This is a genomic window from Halobacillus sp. B23F22_5, assembly GCF_043497085.1.
Taxonomy (GTDB): Bacteria; Bacillota; Bacilli; order Bacillales; family Halobacillaceae; genus Thalassobacillus.
On the sequence record NZ_JBIEKI010000004.1, the window covers coordinates 21,943 to 38,826 of the forward strand.

16 protein-coding genes are annotated in these 16,884 nt (G+C 42.2%); 15 read left to right on the top strand and 1 reads right to left on the bottom strand.

What is annotated here, in order from left to right; all coding sequences use genetic code 11:
* Positions 1–146 precede the first annotated feature (146 nt).
* The 15 genes from ACGTN9_RS07135 to ACGTN9_RS07205 all read left to right on the top strand — a co-directional run bounded on the left by ACGTN9_RS07135 (position 147) and on the right by ACGTN9_RS07205 (position 16,548).
* Complete coding sequence (locus tag ACGTN9_RS07135) at positions 147–896, top strand: 3D domain-containing protein (RefSeq protein WP_499591671.1); 750 nt, start codon at positions 147–149, stop codon at positions 894–896.
* 187 nt (positions 897–1,083) lie between these two features.
* Positions 1,084–2,823 (top strand): carbon starvation CstA family protein, encoded by a 1,740-nt coding sequence (locus ACGTN9_RS07140; protein ID WP_499591672.1) that lies wholly within the window; start codon positions 1,084–1,086, stop codon positions 2,821–2,823.
* Positions 2,824–2,966: 143 nt separating this feature from the next.
* Positions 2,967–3,260: a hypothetical protein gene (locus ACGTN9_RS07145; RefSeq protein ID WP_499591673.1), complete on the top strand. Its 294-nt coding sequence runs from the start codon at positions 2,967–2,969 to the stop codon at positions 3,258–3,260.
* A gap of 11 nt (positions 3,261–3,271) precedes the next feature.
* The gene (locus tag ACGTN9_RS07150) at positions 3,272–3,538 is read left to right on the top strand and encodes a cory-CC-star protein (RefSeq protein WP_028782942.1); all 267 of its coding nucleotides are present in this window, start codon (positions 3,272–3,274) and stop codon (positions 3,536–3,538) included.
* Positions 3,539–3,564: 26 nt separating this feature from the next.
* On the top strand, positions 3,565–4,521 hold the full coding sequence (locus ACGTN9_RS07155) for an ArsA family ATPase (RefSeq protein ID WP_499591674.1): 957 nt from the start codon (positions 3,565–3,567) through the stop codon (positions 4,519–4,521).
* Positions 4,518–5,513 carry a zinc-binding dehydrogenase gene (locus tag ACGTN9_RS07160; protein WP_499591675.1) on the top strand — a complete coding sequence of 332 codons (996 nt, stop codon included), beginning with the start codon at positions 4,518–4,520 and terminating at the stop codon, positions 5,511–5,513. The genes ACGTN9_RS07155 and ACGTN9_RS07160 overlap by 4 nt, the downstream gene beginning before the upstream one ends.
* A 177-nt stretch (positions 5,514–5,690) precedes the next feature.
* A complete protein-coding gene (locus ACGTN9_RS07165; RefSeq protein ID WP_499591676.1) occupies positions 5,691–7,676 on the top strand; it encodes a S9 family peptidase in 1,986 nt (661 codons plus the stop codon).
* Positions 7,677–8,019: 343 nt separating this feature from the next.
* Positions 8,020–8,400: a PadR family transcriptional regulator gene (locus ACGTN9_RS07170; protein ID WP_028782937.1), complete on the top strand. Its 381-nt coding sequence runs from the start codon at positions 8,020–8,022 to the stop codon at positions 8,398–8,400.
* Positions 8,401–8,435: 35 nt separating this feature from the next.
* On the top strand, positions 8,436–9,428 hold the full coding sequence (locus ACGTN9_RS07175; RefSeq protein ID WP_499591677.1) for an LLM class flavin-dependent oxidoreductase: 993 nt from the start codon (positions 8,436–8,438) through the stop codon (positions 9,426–9,428).
* A gap of 65 nt (positions 9,429–9,493) precedes the next feature.
* The gene (locus tag ACGTN9_RS07180) at positions 9,494–11,023 is read left to right on the top strand and encodes an FAD-dependent oxidoreductase (protein ID WP_499591678.1); all 1,530 of its coding nucleotides are present in this window, start codon (positions 9,494–9,496) and stop codon (positions 11,021–11,023) included.
* 19 nt (positions 11,024–11,042) lie between these two features.
* A complete protein-coding gene (locus tag ACGTN9_RS07185; protein WP_499591679.1) occupies positions 11,043–11,828 on the top strand; it encodes an SDR family oxidoreductase in 786 nt (261 codons plus the stop codon).
* Positions 11,829–11,952: 124 nt separating this feature from the next.
* A complete protein-coding gene (locus tag ACGTN9_RS07190) occupies positions 11,953–13,986 on the top strand; it encodes a catalase (RefSeq protein WP_499591680.1) in 2,034 nt (677 codons plus the stop codon).
* Between the two features lie 112 nt (positions 13,987–14,098).
* Complete coding sequence (gene uvsE / locus ACGTN9_RS07195) at positions 14,099–15,070, top strand: UV DNA damage repair endonuclease UvsE (RefSeq protein WP_499591681.1); 972 nt, start codon at positions 14,099–14,101, stop codon at positions 15,068–15,070.
* A 77-nt stretch (positions 15,071–15,147) separates the two neighbouring features.
* Entirely contained in the window at positions 15,148–16,017 is an 870-nt protein-coding gene (locus ACGTN9_RS07200; RefSeq protein WP_499591682.1) for a CvfB family protein, read from the top strand.
* 153 nt (positions 16,018–16,170) lie between these two features.
* The gene (locus tag ACGTN9_RS07205) at positions 16,171–16,548 is read left to right on the top strand and encodes a hypothetical protein (RefSeq protein WP_499591683.1); all 378 of its coding nucleotides are present in this window, start codon (positions 16,171–16,173) and stop codon (positions 16,546–16,548) included.
* Positions 16,549–16,595: 47 nt separating this feature from the next.
* Here ACGTN9_RS07205 and ACGTN9_RS07210 read toward each other — a convergent pair whose 3' ends face one another.
* On the bottom strand, positions 16,596–16,847 hold the full coding sequence (locus ACGTN9_RS07210; protein WP_028782930.1) for a hypothetical protein: 252 nt from the start codon (positions 16,845–16,847) through the stop codon (positions 16,596–16,598).
* Between the last annotated feature and the right edge of the window lie 37 nt (positions 16,848–16,884).

Sequence of the window (16,884 nt, forward strand, 5' to 3'; positions counted from 1 at the left end):
TGTATTATTTTCCATTGTAATCTTATTGATATATTAATGTTATTACTGAAATATAATTGTTACTGTTTTGTTCTTCACATTTTTCCCTTATATGTTAAATTAGGGTTTGTAAGCAAATTAATCCAATTTTCTAAGGAGGTTTTCCTGTGAAGAAAACAGTAGTATCATTAGCAGCCGTAACCACAATCTCTGGTGGTCTAGCAGTACAAGCACAGGCACACGATGGGGAATATGTGGTGAACAAAGGCGACACGCTTTGGGGAATCTCCCAAGAGTATAACGTGACCGTAAATTCATTGAAAGATTGGAACAACCTTGACTCCAATCTAATCTATCCTAATGATAAATTGACAGTTTCTAACGAAGGAGCTACTCCGGCCGTTTCAAGCGCCGACTATTATACTGTTAAATCCGGTGACACACTTTGGGGAATTTCACAAGATCATGGCGTATCTGTTAATGAACTTAAAGAATGGAACCAAATATCTACTAATCTAATCTATCCTGGCGATCAACTGAGCTTAAAAGGTGCTGTTGAACAGACAAGCAACACTGAAACAAAAGAAACAACAACAGAAACAGAGCAAGCATCTAACTCAGTAGAAGGCCAAACTATAAATGTCAGCGCAACTGCTTATACAGCTAACTGCACAGGCTGCTCCGGTGTGACAGCAACAGGCATCGACCTGAACGCTAACCCGGACAAAAAAGTTATCGCTGTAGATCCTGATGTCATTCCACTAGGTTCTGAAGTATATGTAGAAGGTTATGGACGAGCTGTAGCCGGAGATATCGGCGGAGCTATCCAAGGGAATAAGATTGACGTATTCATCCCAAATCGTTCTGATGCTCTTGCATGGGGTGTCAAAAACGTAGAAGTTACTATCTTAGATTAATAGATTGAGAAAGCTGCCTCTTTTGAGGCAGCTTTTTTTATCATAAAAATGACAGATTCACTTTAATAAAAGGAATTTTTAGACAAGTCAGTCAACTTTATTGATAGATTGATTCCTATAATAGTATAATTGTATTGTATGTAAGCGAATACAAATAGCTTACTATATGAAATGGAGGAGGGGTTATATGAGTGGTATTTGGTTAGCGCTAATCGGCGGTCTCGTTTTCTTTCTTGGTTATAGATATTATTCCAAGTTCATCGCCGAAAAGATTTACCGGTTGGATCCGAATTTTACAACACCTGCCCATCAGTATAAAGATGGTGTAGATTTTGTACCGACCAACAAATTCGTTTTATGGGGACATCACTTTACATCTGTCGCCGGAGCTGCTCCGATTGTTGGACCGGCTATCGCAGTTTACTGGGGCTGGCTCCCTGCAATATTATGGGTGCTTCTCGGTACGGTATTTGCTGCCGGGGTCCATGATTTTGGAACATTGGTGTTATCTGTTAGAAACAAAGGACAGTCCGTAGGCACACTGGCAAACAAGCTTATCGGCCAACGGGCGAAAATATTGTTTTTATTCATTATTCTATTGTTAGTACTTATGGTAAATGCGGTATTTGCCTGGGTTATCGCAAACTTGTTCATTTCCTTCCCGGCAAGTGTGTTATCTGTGTTTATCCAAATTCCTTTAGCTATCTGGATCGGCTACAGTGTATACAAGAGAAAAGGAAGCATGCTTCTACCTTCAATAGTGGCTTTAGGAGTCATGTATCTGGCGGCAATCGTCGCTAGTTACGTGCCGGCACTGCAAATAGATATGGTGAAGTATTTCGGAGGTGAAGGCGCAACAGCTTTATTTGGCATGAGTGCCACTTCTGCAGCATTTCTGGTATGGATCATCGTGTTAATGGTTTACGTCTACATTGCATCCACATTACCAGTATGGAAACTGCTTCAACCGCGTGATTATATCAATTCTCATCAGTTGATCGTCGGCCTGGGAATTCTTTATTTAGGGTTGTTGTTTACCAATCCGGAGATCACTGCACCAGTTACGAATGGTCAAGCCAATGATGTATCCTGGTTCCCGTTATTATTCATCACGATTGCATGTGGGGCCATTTCAGGGTTTCATGGGCTGGTATCATCCGGTACTTCTTCGAAACAGTTGAATAAAGAAACGGATGCCCGCTTCGTAGGATATTTAGGTTCTGTCGGTGAAGGTGCACTTGCTTTGATTGCCATTATTGCAGTAGTTACATTTTTCCCGACAGCAGGAGAATTCACAGCTACCTATAGTGGTTTCACGGCAGCAAGTGGTGCAGGGTTAGGAGTCTTTATCCAGGGTGCTGCTCAATTGGCAACAGGATTAGGAATTCCTGCGTCAGTGGCTGCTACTATCGTATCTGTTATCGTCGTAAGCTTCGCTGCAACAACACTTGACTCATCTGTACGTTTGATGCGCTATATCATTGCTGAACTTGGTACAGAATATAATGTCAAACCTATTACCAAAACACATGTTGCTACAACAATTGCTGTGGTATCCAGTGCCGCACTTACGTTGATTCCTCAAGGACCAAAAGGTTTCGGTTCTGGTGGTTACCTGTTATGGCCGTTATTCGGTACTTCGAACCAATTGCTTGCAGGAATCAGTCTATTGCTGGTTTCCATCTGGCTGAAACGTAATGGCAGAAATTATCTACCGACAATCATTCCGATGGCTTTCGTCATGTTTATGACTTTATGGGCGATGATCTCCCAGGTGTTTACACAATGGGCGCCATGGACAGAGACTAGTGATTGGCTGTTATTCAGCTTTGGTGCGATTATCCTCATATTCACCTTGTGGATTCTGCTCACCGCTTTCTCTGCAATCGCCATGAATAAAAAGGATAGTATCGAAAGAAGTGCTTAATAAACCGATAAGCCGCGCTGAAAATAGTGCGGCTTTTCTCTTTCAAGGAGGTGAAAGAAATGGTTGATATTATTATTATCCGGGCTGAAAAAGAAATCGGGATGGGATGATGTGGCGGCATCAGTGATGACGGGCTCATCACCATGTCTGAAGAATTCAAGCACCATGACAAGGACCGAAAAGATATGGGGGAAATCTATCGTCAGACCATGATAGATTATGGGGATAAGGTGGATATCAGTTTTTTAGATCCAAGAAACCTGATATCGATTGCTGCTTATTTCATCAAACATATAAAAGCAGGAAATATCACTTCCTGGGAAGGATTCAACCATTTTTTCCTTCATATTAAATTCAATGCCGTATTCATCAATGGCCGATACCTTAAAGATCTCAACAATTATGATAAACTGATTAAAGAAATACTATATACCTAGGAGGCGGCAAGATGACGGATAAAAAGTTTTCGCTTAAACGTCTCTTCGAACTTTATGATGAAGTTTTAAGTCTACCGCACAAAAATGAAGTGGCTAGGGAATTGCGTGATGAAGATGACTTATTTTTATTACTGGTCTATTCAGATATGCTTGGCATACCGAATCCTGCCTTTTATTATACACTGGAACTTTATCCTTATATCATCGAAAAGTTTCATGACTGGCACCTTCGAATGGGGATGGAAAAATCTCCTCTCGACGGTATTCGCTGCTGTTAAATATGGAGTGAAGGGGTTATTGGCTAATGAGTAATCTACATGATAAAAAAATTCTGTTTGTAGGCGGTAAAGGAGGGGTGGGTAAGTCTACGACATCCGCCGCTTTTGCGCTTGCGCTGGCTGATTCGGGACACAGCACATTAATTGTCTCCACTGATCCTGCTCATAATTTAGGGGATATCTTCCATAAAAAAGTCAAACACGAAAAGACGAAACTTGCTGAAAACCTCTGGGGGATCGAAGTGGATCCGGAACGGGAGTCGAAACGTTATATTGAAGGGGTGAAGGATAATCTGCAGGGTCTTGTCAAATCCCGGATGGTAGAAGAAGTGCACCGTCAAATCGATATGGCAAGTGCTTCTCCAGGTGCCGATGAAGCAGCTTTGTTTGACCGGTTGATTTCTATCATTCTGGAGGAATCAGGAGATTTTGACAAAATCATCTTCGATACAGCTCCTACCGGCCATACGATCCGTCTCTTGACATTACCTGAATTAATGAGTGTCTGGATCGATGGCATGCTGGAACGGAGACAGAAAATCAATGATAATTACACCCAGTTATTGAATGACGGCGAGCCGGTTGAAGACCCAATATATGAAATATTGCAGAAAAGGAAGAATAAATTCGCTGCCGTTCGGGAAATCATTTTGGACGGCAGTAAAACAGGGTTCCTGTTTGTCCTCAACCCGGAACGGCTCCCGATTTTAGAAACCGAGCAGGCCATCAAACAGTTGGATAAATACCACCTGCATGTAAGGACGCTGGTCGTCAATAAAGTGCTGCCTGAACATGCTGATGGTACTTTTTTAGCCAAGCGAAGAAAACAGGAACTGAATTACCTCAAGCAAATTGAAAAGACTTTTCCAAAGCAGAAACTGATTAAAGTGCCATTATTCGAAGAGGATGTTTCGGATATGGAAAAGCTGCAAGTATTCGCTGATTATATACAGCAAAATTTAAAGGAGGAATCGGAGTTATGAAAGCGATCGTACACGAAGGGAAAGAAGGACTTGGTGGTTTATCTTACCGCGATATTTATGAATTGGAAACAACTCCTGGAACGGTGAAAGTGAAATTGAAGGCAGCGGGCATGAACCGCAGAGATATTGCTGTCACTTCTCGCCATAAGGCTGATCAACCGGCACTGGTTTTAGGATCTGATGGTGCTGGAGTTGTTACGGAAGTCGGAGAAGGAGTGACAAACGTCCAGGCAGGCGATGAGGTTGTCATCAATCCCGGTTTAGGCTGGAGAGAAAACAGTGATGCACCGCCGGAAGGGTTTGAAATTATGGGCTTCCCTGATCATGGAACGTTTGGCGAATATGTTGTTGTACCAGGCGACCATGTAGAAGCTAAACCGGCCCATCTATCATGGGAAGAAGCTGGCGTTTTACCACTTGCTGCTCTGACTGCCTACCGAGTAATTTTCACAAGGGGAAAAGTGAAAAAGGGTGACACCGTTCTGCTTCCTGGTATCGGAAGCGGTGTGCTCACGTTTGCATTGAAATTCGCTAAAGCTCTTGGAGCACGTGTGATCGTGACTTCAAGAAGTGAAGAAAAATTAGAAGCAGCTAAGAAGCTGGGAGCAGACCGTGCGATCAACACCCAGTCTGATTGGAATGAAGAGTTACAGAATGAAAAAGTGGACCTTGTAGTCGAAAGTATCGGTCGGGCTACCTTCAACAAATCTCTTGGAGTCGTCCGGAAGGGTGGTACAATCGTTACCTTTGGTGCTACTACAGAAGATGAAGTGGAAATTGATATCCGCAAATTCTTCTATGGGCAGTACAATTTGCTAGGTTCTACCATGGGTAGCGGGGAAGAATTCAAGGAAATGTTGGAATTCATCGTTGCGAACGATATTAAACCTGAGCTCGATCGTGTATTCAAGCTGTCTCAATATAAGGAAGCATTCGAGTATCTGCGAGATACGAAAAACTTTGGAAAAATTGGTTTTACAATAGAAGGATAGCATGTCTCACCCCGTGGTACGTTTTTAACGACATCCACGGGGTTTTTATTGTCGAATCGTGTAATAATATAGGAGAAAACCGCTAACATGCCAATAATATGAAAAAAATTGTAATAATAAGAAGGAAGAATTATTTCAAATATAGAAATTAAGTACGACGTCAAAAGGAGGAGTAATATGTCTGAAGATAAAAGACCTGTCACCAAAGATGATATTTTCAACATTCAATCGGTCACCAACCCTAAATGGTCGCCCGACGGGAAAGGGGTTGTATTCGTAAAAACCCATATCGATAAAGAGGAAGATAAATACATATCTAATTTGTTTTATTTTGATAAAACGACAGCAGAGTTGAACCAATGGACCTATGGGGAATCTAAAAATTTTCAGCCGAAATGGTCCCCTGATGGCAATAAGCTTGCGTTTTTATCAACGAGGGAAGAAAAGAGCCAGCTTTACGTGCTTCCCTTACTAGGAGGAGAAGCACAGCAAATCACCACTTGTCCGAACGGTGTCAATGATTTTGAATGGTCGCCAGATGGTAAGCGGATCGCTTTTCAGGCTCCGTTGAATGTAGACGAGGCTTTTGATGAGGAGAAGAAGGAAGAAAAAAAGGATGATAAGAAAGATAAAGTCCGAGTCATTACAAAGATGAAATATAAAGCTGATGGTGTTGGCTTTGTTGAAGACCAGGAGCAACAAATCGGTATCGTGGATGTAACCAGCGGAGAGATTATCCAGTTAACAGAGAAAGGCCATAGCTATGGATTGCTATCCTGGTCACCAGACGGAAAGACACTCGTTTTTTCCGGAGATGAAGCGGAAAACAGGGATTTTTCATTCAGTGCTGATTTGTTTTTATATGATGTGGAAAGTAGAGAGCGTACAACTGTTGACACAGAAAAAGGTTTTGTCTCTGATGCAAAGTGGTCACCGGATGGCAGCAAACTTGCATTCATCTTTCATGGCCTGGTTTATAAGAATGCCTCTCATCCTGATATATATATCCTGGATCGGGATAGTGGAGAAACCACTAATGTGACCGATCAGTTGGACCTTCCTGTAGGTGACTTCACCGCAGGGGATATTCAGCAGGGGGCACAGCTGCCTGGAATCGTCTGGCTGGATGATGAATCGTTTTATTTCTCTGTAAGCGAATACGGCAATGTGGTGTTATATGAAGGGAATACGTGGGGGAAACTGAAGCGGGTTTGGAATGAAAAGCAACATATCTATGGATTTGATGTCGATGTGAAAACAGGAGAAGTAGCTGCAGTGGTTTCCACTACGATGGACCCAGGAGAACTTTATTTATTCGATGCTGATCAACAAACAAGTAGAAAAGTGACGGATTTTAATGGGGAATGGCTTCGTAGCACAAAACTCTCTGAACCGGAGGAATTTATTTTTAGAAGTGTAGACAGCTGGGATGTCCACGGATGGGTGATGAAACCGGTCGATTTCGTTGAAGGTGAAAAATATCCATTGATATATCAGGTCCATGGTGGTCCTCATGCTATGTATGGCAATACGTTCTTCCACGAAATGCAACTGCTTGCTGCTCAAGGCTATGTAGTAGCTTATGTCAACCCGCGTGGTTCACATAGCTATCATCAGGAATTTGTCAATGCCGTGCGGGGCGATTATGGCGGCAATGACTATGTAGATGTCATGAATGGTCTCGACTATTTACTCGAGGCGTATGATTTTATTGATGAGGAGCGGCTTGGGTTGACAGGAGGAAGTTATGGAGGATTCATGACCAACTGGATCGTGGGTCACACGGATCGCTTTAAAGCGGCTGTGACACAACGTTGTATCTCCAATTGGATCAGCTTCTACGGTGTCAGTGACATTGGTTATTACTTCAGTGAATGGCAGATACAAGCGGATCTTCATGACTTCGAAAAGTTGTGGAAGCATTCCCCATTGGCCTATGTGGATAATATGGAAACGCCATTATTGATCATCCATAGTGAAAACGATCTGCGTTGTCCAATTGAACAATCGGAGCAGCTTTTCATCGCTTTGAAGCGGCAGGAGAAGGATACGGAATTTGTACGTATACCAGATGCCGATCACAACTTATCACGAACAGGCAAACCCTCGCTTCGTTTGGAGCGGTTGCAGCATCTGATGAGATGGTTTGAAGAAAAGCTATAAGAAATCCTAGGGCCCGGGAAACTTTCCCGGTCTCTTTTTTTAAAGCAAAAACCCTCTTTTTTAAGTAAGTAAAACATTCTACTTGAAACTTAGTAGCAACTCCGAAAGATAACAAGAAACCATTATCAGCAACAAGCTTACAAAAAGCTATTTCATAAGTCTATCTAAACGCTTAAAAAATAGAACTTTTTTAGAGGATACACGCCGAAGCTCATAAATGAAGATTTTTTGAACAGGGAAACGCGCCTCATTCGACAGACAAACACAATTGTATTGTAAAATAGAAGATAAATCTAGTAATTTAGGAAACATTTACTTATAAAAGAACAGGAGTGGTGTTGGAATGTCTCACAAGAATAATCCAAAAAAGTTCGCGTTGAATATGAGTGCTGCTCAGTTTACTAAGTTTTATATCATGCATCTCCTACAAGTACATCCTCCGATGATCAGCGAACAATTTAAAAAAGAATTTCAAAAACTGACAACAAACTGGATACCAGCACCCTCAACATTACTGGATACATTGCACGACATGACAGAAGAGGGATTATTGTCCAGAAGAGAAGACTATAAATCTCATGACCGGAAGAGGCAGAAGGTATATTGGTATTCCCTCACAGATAAGGGGAAAGAAGAATTCGATGTGTTGAAAAAACGTTACCGGTTATTATTTGAAGAGCAGTTAGACATACTTAATAAAATAATGAAAGAAATTTATAAGTAACAAGTTCAAGACAAGATAAAGGGAGCGTCCGCTTTATGCAACTAAGCGTTTTAGATCAGTCACCAATATCCAAAGGGAATACAGCAACCGAAACGCTGAATAATAGTTTATTGCTTGCTCAACAAGCAGAAAAGCTGGGGTATCACCGTTATTGGATGGCAGAACATCATAATACGAATGGATTGGCATGTTCTTCCCCTGAAATAATGATAACCAGAATAGGTGCTGCCACCAGCCGGATACGTATAGGCTCAGGTGGTGTCTTACTTCCGCAGTACAGCCCGCTAAAAGTAGCAGAAAACTTTAAGATGCTGGAAGCACTTTTCCCAAACCGGATAGATTTAGGGCTTGGAAGGTCACCGGGCGGGTCACAAAAAACACGCCTGGCTCTTACAGATGGTATTAATAAAACCTTAAGTGCTTTTCCCAGGCAGGTACAGGAACTGCAGCAGTTTCTTTTTGGGGATATACCGAAAGAACACCCTTCCTTTGGTGTTAGGGCGACTCCTGATACGAACAGTAACCCGGATGTGTGGGTACTTGGTTTATCTTCCCGCGGGGCTCGGCATGCCGCTAACAACGGGACTGGTTTCACTTTTGGCCATTTCATTGACCCTGCTAATGGGGAAGAAGCGATTAATACTTACAGAACGCATTTTAAAGCTGTGTACAATAAAAGTTTTCCCCAGGTAAATGTTTGTGTGTTTGTTGTATGTGCCGACACGGATGAAGAAGCTGAACAACTGGCTCTGAGTCAGGATATGTGGCTGCTGCAAGTAGAGAAAGGGCTGGATACACGCGTACCGTCGGTAGAAGAAGTAAAGAACCATACGTTTACAATAAAAGAAATAGAAAAAATCAGGAAAAACCGGAAACGCATGATTGTAGGTTCTCAAGCAAAAGTGAAGGAAGAATTGCTTAAACTAAAGGAGTTATATCAAACAGATGAGTTTTTGATCATTACAAATATCTACGATTTTGATGCTAAACTCAGGTCCTATCAATTGATTGCAGATATAACATTTTGAAGATGCATGAAATTCCACCATATGGGTATGTACCTATATCAAGCATTAAGGAGGGCGTACCGTTCATGGGTGAACATCTTATTCCAAAGCAGCCATCTTCTTTATGGAGAGAGCTGGAGATAGAGACATTTCCTGCACTTTCTGAAAATATAGCTTCTGATATCACGGTGGTAGGTTCCGGTATTGCCGGTATCACTACTGCTTACCGGCTCGTCAAGTCAGGCTATCAGGTGACGTTGATAGAAGCCGGCAGGATATTGGAAGGGACAACCGGTTATACAACAGCGAAAATTTCTGCTCAGCATGGTTTGATCTATCAGCAGCTGGAAAAAACAATTGGCCAGGAAAATGCTAAGTTATATTATCAGGCTAATCAGGCTGCTATTCAGGCGATAGAGCAAAACATCGAAGAACTTGAAATAGCATGTAACTTTTCATACCAGGAAGCTTTTGTATACGGAGAAACAGAAAAAGCGAAGAAAATGATCGAAAAAGAAGCAGAGCTGTATGAAATACTGGATATTGACGGGGAGATGACAGACAAGGTTGATTTACCATTCCCTGTGACATCCGCTATCAGGATGAATAAACAGGCTCAGTTCCATCCTGTAAAGTATTTACTCCCTTTGATAGAGTTTCTAAAGAAGAACCAGGCCAATATTTATGAAAATACCAGGGCAGTTGATATCGAAAAAGGAGACAAGCCAAAGGTAGTTACGAAGGACGGTCATTCTATTACTTCCAATCATGTGGTAATTGCCTCTCATTTTCCTTTCAAGGACATGGACGGTCTTTACTTTTCCAGACTCCATGTCGAACGTTCTTATTCCCTGGCTGTTAAGACAGAGCAGCCTATCCCGGAAGGTATGTACTTGAATGTGGAAGAGCCAAAACGATCCATACGTAATGCGTTGGATACGACTGGGGAAAAGGTATTGCTTGTCGGTGGTGAAGGACATACAAGCGGGCAAAGCGAAGATACGTTTCAACATTACAAAAACCTTGCGGAATTTGCAGAAGAACATTATACGGTCCATGATGTACCATACCGCTGGTCCTCCCAGGATATGAGCACCCTGGATATGGTGCCTTATATTGGGAAAATCACTTCTAATCAACCAAACATTTACGTCGCCACAGGTTTTGCCAAATGGGGAATGACCCAAGGAACAATTGCTGCTGATGTTATCCATGACATGATAACCGGAAGGAAAAATCCATTTGAAGACTTATATTCTCCATCAAGATTTAAAAAGAGCAGTGGTGTGAAGAGTTTCACAAAAGAAAATGCCGATGTGGCTAAAGAGTTTGTTAAAGGAAAATTACCGACAAAGCGTAAAAAGGATATTAAAGACCTGGAACCGGACCAGGGTGCCATTATAAAAGTTGTGGGAAAGACTGCGGGGGCCTACAAAGATGAGGACGGGAACGTAAGCGTGGTAGATACTGCCTGCACCCACATGGGCTGTGAGCTTGCCTGGAATAATGCAGAGCGTTCCTGGGACTGCCCATGTCATGGTTCCAGGTTCACCGTGCAGGGAGAAGTAATTGAAGGGCCGGCAACTCAACCGCTGAACAAAGTAAACGTTAAATAACTAAACTTACAGGAGGGTGATGATAATGAAAGGTGGGTCTTCCAAAACAGCCGTAGTAACGGGTGCAGGATCCGGGATAGGAAAGGCAGCAGCCATCAGGCTGGCAAAAGAAGGTTACGCAGTCGCTTTAATGGATTTGAAAGAAAATCGAGCAAAAGCCGTTCAAGAAGAAATTTTAGAGGATGGCGGGCAAGCACATGTGTATGATATTGATGTATCCGATGAGACCAGGGTGAAGGAAGGACTTGCCCATATAAATGAGCAATGGGGCAGCATCGATGTCGTGTTTGATAATGCTGGCATCAATGGCACTTTTGCACCGATTGAAGATATGAAGACGGAGGATTGGGAACAGACGATCCATACCAATTTAAAAAGCACGTTCCTATTTGTTAAGCATAGCATTCCCTACATGAAAGAGTCAGGGGGAAGCATCATCATTACCAGTTCTATCAATGGAAATCGGACCTTTTCTGGTATAGGCATGTCAGCTTACAGCACATCAAAAGCAGGACAAGTAGCTTTTATGAAAATGGCTGCACTGGAACTTGCCCGCTATCATATCCGCGTGAATGCTATCTGTCCTGGTGCTATTGATACTAATATTGGCCAAAATACTGAGAAAACAAAAAGCCTGGAAAAAGTCCAAATTCCAGTGGAATATCCAGAGGGCAGCCAGCCGCTTGAACACGCACCAGGAACGCCAGAGCAGGTGGCTGATCTGGTTTACTTTTTAGCTTCCAACCAATCTAGTCATATTACAGGCACAGAGATGTATATTGATGGCGCCGAATCACTTTTATAATTATTCATTCGAGTACTCAGCATCGAGTACTCTTTTTTTGTCGACAAATGTTTTACAACAAAATTACAAGGGTAGAAGATTAACGGAAAGTAGTTACATACCAAAAAAAGGAGGAAATTTATACATGAGTAAAGATAATCGTAAAGATGAACAACTCGAGCAGTTCCGTACCGACGATAGAGATAAACAGATGACCACTAATCAAGGAACGAAAGTATCGGAGGATGAATTTTCTTTAAAAGCCGGTGAACGTGGACCAACCTTAATGGAAGACTTCCACTTCCGTGAAAAAATGACCCACTTCGACCATGAACGTATACCTGAACGTATTGTTCATGCCCGGGGATTTGCTGCACATGGTGAATTCCAGCCTTATGAATCTATGAAGGAATTTACGAAAGCTGATTTCTTACAGGACCCTTTTAAGAAAACCCCTGTGTTTGTCCGTTTTTCAACGGTCCAAGGTTCCAAAGGTTCAGCCGAGACTGTCCGGGACGCTCGTGGTTTTGCTACTAAATTTTATACGGAGGAAGGGAACTTCGATTTAGTCGGTAACAACATTCCTGTTTTCTTCATACAGGATGCTATTAAATTCCCTGATTTAGTGCATGCCTTGAAACCAGAACCACATAATGAAATGCCGCAGGGAGCTACCGCCCACGATACATTCTGGGACTTTATTGCCAATAACCAGGAATCTGCCCATATGGTCATGTGGGCGATGTCTGATCGAGCTATACCACGAAGTTTCCGTATGATGGAAGGATTCGGTGTCCATACCTTCCGCTTTGTTAATGATAAAGGTGAAGCTCATTTCATTAAATGGCATTGGAAGCCAGTCTTAGGTACTCATTCGCTCGTATGGGATGAAGCTCAAAAAATATCCGGTAAAGACCCTGATTTCCACCGTGGGGATCTTTATGATTCAATTGAGAACGGAGATTATCCTGAATTTGAACTGGGTGTACAGATTATTAAAGAAGAAGATGAGTTTAAATTTGATTTTGACATTCTGGACCCTACAAAAATCTGGCCGGAGGAAGATGTGCCAGTTAAGAAAATCGGTAAAATGACGCTGAATCGAAATGTCGATAACGTGTTCGCTGAAACGGAGCAGGTTGCTTTCCATCCAGGCCATGTAGTTCCGGGAATTGACTTTACGAATGATCCGTTACTGCAAGGCCGATTGTTCTCTTATACGGATACACAGTTGATTCGCCTGGGCGGCCCTAATTTCCATGAGCTGCCGATCAACCGTCCCGTATGCCCTTTCCATAATAACCAGCGCGATGGCTATGGACGTATGACGATCAATAAAGGGCCAGTTGCTTATCATAAGAATTCCATGGCTGATAATACACCAGAAACTGCCGCTCCGGAAGAAGGCGGTTTTGAACATTATCAGGAAAAAGTGGAAGGAAAGAAAGTTCGTAAACGTAGTGACAGTTTCAAAGATCACTTCTCACAGGCGACTTTATTCTGGAATAGTATGAGCGATCCGGAAAAAGAGCATATCAAAGAAGCCTTCAGTTTTGAGCTTGGTAAGCTTTCCAGTGAATCTGTCCAGCAGCAGGTAGTAGACATGTTTGCTAATGTCAGCCTGGAACTGGCTAGAGAAGTAGCACAGAATGTTGGTGTCAAAGTGCCGGAAGAGGGAGGATCCAATGTAACGAAGTCATCCCCAGCTTTGAGCCAGGAAAATACCAATAAATTGCCACATACCCGTAAAGTTGGTGTGATTGTGGCAGAAGGTTTCAACGGCTCAGAGGTGACTTCCGTAATCGAGGCACTTAAAAAAGCTGAGGTAGAACCGGAAATCATCAGTGACAAACTTGGCACTGTAAAAGGAACGGATGGGGAAGAACTGGAAGCAGATCATACGTTCTTAACGGGAGAATCTGTCTTGTTTGATGCACTATATGCAGTAGGAAGTACTTCAGCAGATAAGAAGTTCCAACAAGATGCTTTATACTTCCTGAAAGAAGCATTTGCCCATTATAAACCGATTGGCGCCACGCATGAGGGTGTCGATTTGTTGAAAAAAGCAGAAATCGCTGACGGTTTAGGTGTCGTTACCAATGATGACTTGAAGTCTTTTGTAAAAGAGTTTGTAGCGGCAATCGCTGAGCACCGTCACTGGGACCGTGAAATTGTTTAAGCTTTAAACAGTAGAGAGGGAGGGGAACCTCCCTCTTATTTTATTTCCATGTTACATAACTATTGAAAAGAAAGAACAAACTAACCTTATTTACAAGGATAAGGTGGACGTTATGACAATATTCCGACTTGGATATGTAGCGATGAGTAAAACGCTTGAAAATGCCTCGCCATCCCAAACGATGACGTATACTCGTTTTCAGGCGCTTTCGAATAGGGAGGCAGCGATAAGAAAATTAGAATCAATTGCCCGCTCTAACTTACATAATACATTACGGCTGTTAAAGCATAATCAAGCACAGGGCATCAAATTCTTCCGTATGAGTTCGAGACTCATTCCGCTGGCAACCCATGAAGATTTACGAGAATGGCGGTATATTTCAGCCCTGAAAGAGGAACTGAAAGCGATTGGCGATTATGCTAAAGCGAATGAGATGCGCATTGATTTCCACCCCGATCATTTTGTAGTGATCAATACACCGGATAAAGAAGTTTTTCAAAGGGCAATGATTGTTTTAAAGTACCATTTTATGCTCCTTCATGCCATGGGGATTGATCCGACTCACCGATGTGTACTGCATTTAGGCGGACAATACCAGGATAAAGAGCAGGCACTGGAAAGTTTCATTGAAAACTGGGCTCTCGTTCCTTCCAGTCTGCAAAAGATGATTATGATTGAAAATGATGATAAATCATTTACATTAGAGGACTGTCTCTATGTGTGCGAAAAACTCAATATCCCACTGGTATTCGATCTCCATCACCACCTGGCAAACCATAGCGATGAAAACTGGGTTAACGAGTGGAGTCGTGTCGTTAATACATGGAAATCATCCACTTTGCCGCTTAAAATGCATATTTCGAGTCCTAAAAGTGAAGAAAATTTCAAAAGCCATGCGGATTATATCGAACCTGAAATGTTTCTTGATTTTATTAAAAAAGTGGAGGGAACGATATCACAAGTGGACTGTATGATTGAGGCAAAGCAAAAAGACAGGGCTTTATTTCATTTAATCGATGATTTACGCGAAAGACCGACAATAAAAATGAAGAGTAATACTACATTCAATTGGGTAGAAGGGTAAGTATAAAAGTTTCTTCAGGCATTCCATTAAGCTATAATGAAAATCACTATAGGTGAGGAAAGGGAAGAAATATTGAAATGAGTAATTTAAAAATCGGAATGGTACAAAAGATGAATGTACGAAAGAAAAAAACAGAAGGATTCGTGCTTTCAGATGGTAATCAGGAAGTTATGCTTCCGGACGAGCAGGCACGTGATGATATTGAATTGGATAAGGAAATAGAAGTGTTTCTTTACCAGGATAAGAGGGGAAACACGTTAGCGACGATGAGTACCCCTGAAGTGGACCTCGAGACATACGGCTGGGTTGAAGTCGTGGAAGTAGTCAAAAATCTGGGCGTGTTCGTTGATATTGGCATTGAAAAAGAAATCCTTGTATCTTCAGATGATCTGCCTCTATTAGAAAGTGTATGGCCCAAGCCAGGAGATTGGCTGTTTGTCAGTTTGGAATTAGATAAGAAAGGACGCCTGCTGGCGAAACCGATAACGGAAGGAGCAGTCCAAGAAGACTTAGAGCCCGCTCCAGAATCATTATTGAAAAGCGATATTACGGGCAGAATCTACCGTTCCACTAAAGCTGGTTCTTTCCTTTTGACAGAAGAGGGCTACCGTGGATTTATCCACCCTTCAGAACGAAAAGAAGAACCCCGTGTTGGTGAGACGGTAACCGGAAGAGTAATTGATGTAAAAGAGGATGGGTCTATCAACGTTTCATTACGTCCGCTTAAGCAAGAAGGAATGACAGAAGATGCTGAGGTTATAATGGAATATTTAATCGAACGTGGTGGCAGCATACCATTTCATGATAAGAGTGATCCGGACGAAATAAGAAAGACATTTCGTATCAGTAAAGCTGCTTTCAAACGAGCCCTGGGCAAATTAATGAAAGAAGGAAAAGTTATTCAGCAGGACGGTAAGACGGTTCTCACTGATACTATGGAACAATAATAATGTAGAAAGACGGTATCTGAATTACAGATATCGTCTTTTTTTGTACTTTAAGAAAGTTTAACTTTGTTAAAGGATTAAAGTATAAGAAAAACTTTCACAGATAGTGGGCTATTTGAATATCCTGCCTTTGGGAGGAGGTTGGATAGAATAATGTATAACTATTATCACGGATATCCAGAACAGGCAGATATGGATAGACAAAATCCATCTGAGGTCAAAGAAATGTGCCAAACTAATCACTACTATTTCGTCCAAATTCAACTATCTGATGGTTCGCTTGTGGATGGGATCATTGATGGAACTGATGAAGATCATGTCTATTTGCTTGTACCAGTCGGAGATGAAATGGAAGAGATGGAGCAGAGGCAATTCGGATACAGTGGCTTTGGAGGCTATGGAGGGTACGGCGGATACGGCGGATACCCTTTTGGCGGCGGTTATGGTTATCCAAGGCGATTCCGCAGATTCAGACGACGGCGCTTCCCATTTTTTCATATCGGAAGGCTGTTTTTCCCGTTTTTCTATTAAACAAGAAGCACGCACAATGGAAGTTCCATTGGCGTGCTTTTTACTATCTACTCTCTTGGGTTATGCTCGGCGAATTTCACAAAGGTCGTTTCATCCTCAATCAACCCGCAGGAAGCGCATTGTACCTTCTTATCTGGTCCGTTATAGCTCAAATGAAAGGCATCCAGATTATCATCGGTATACTCTTCCATAATAATCCCAGTACCAGGATCCATCTTGACGGATGAAGGAAGCTGCTGGATTAAATTGAATCGGGAACGATTGGTTTTACAATTGGGGCATAAGTATGGGTTAGACATGCTGACCACCTCCAACCTTATTATTTCCCCAATAATC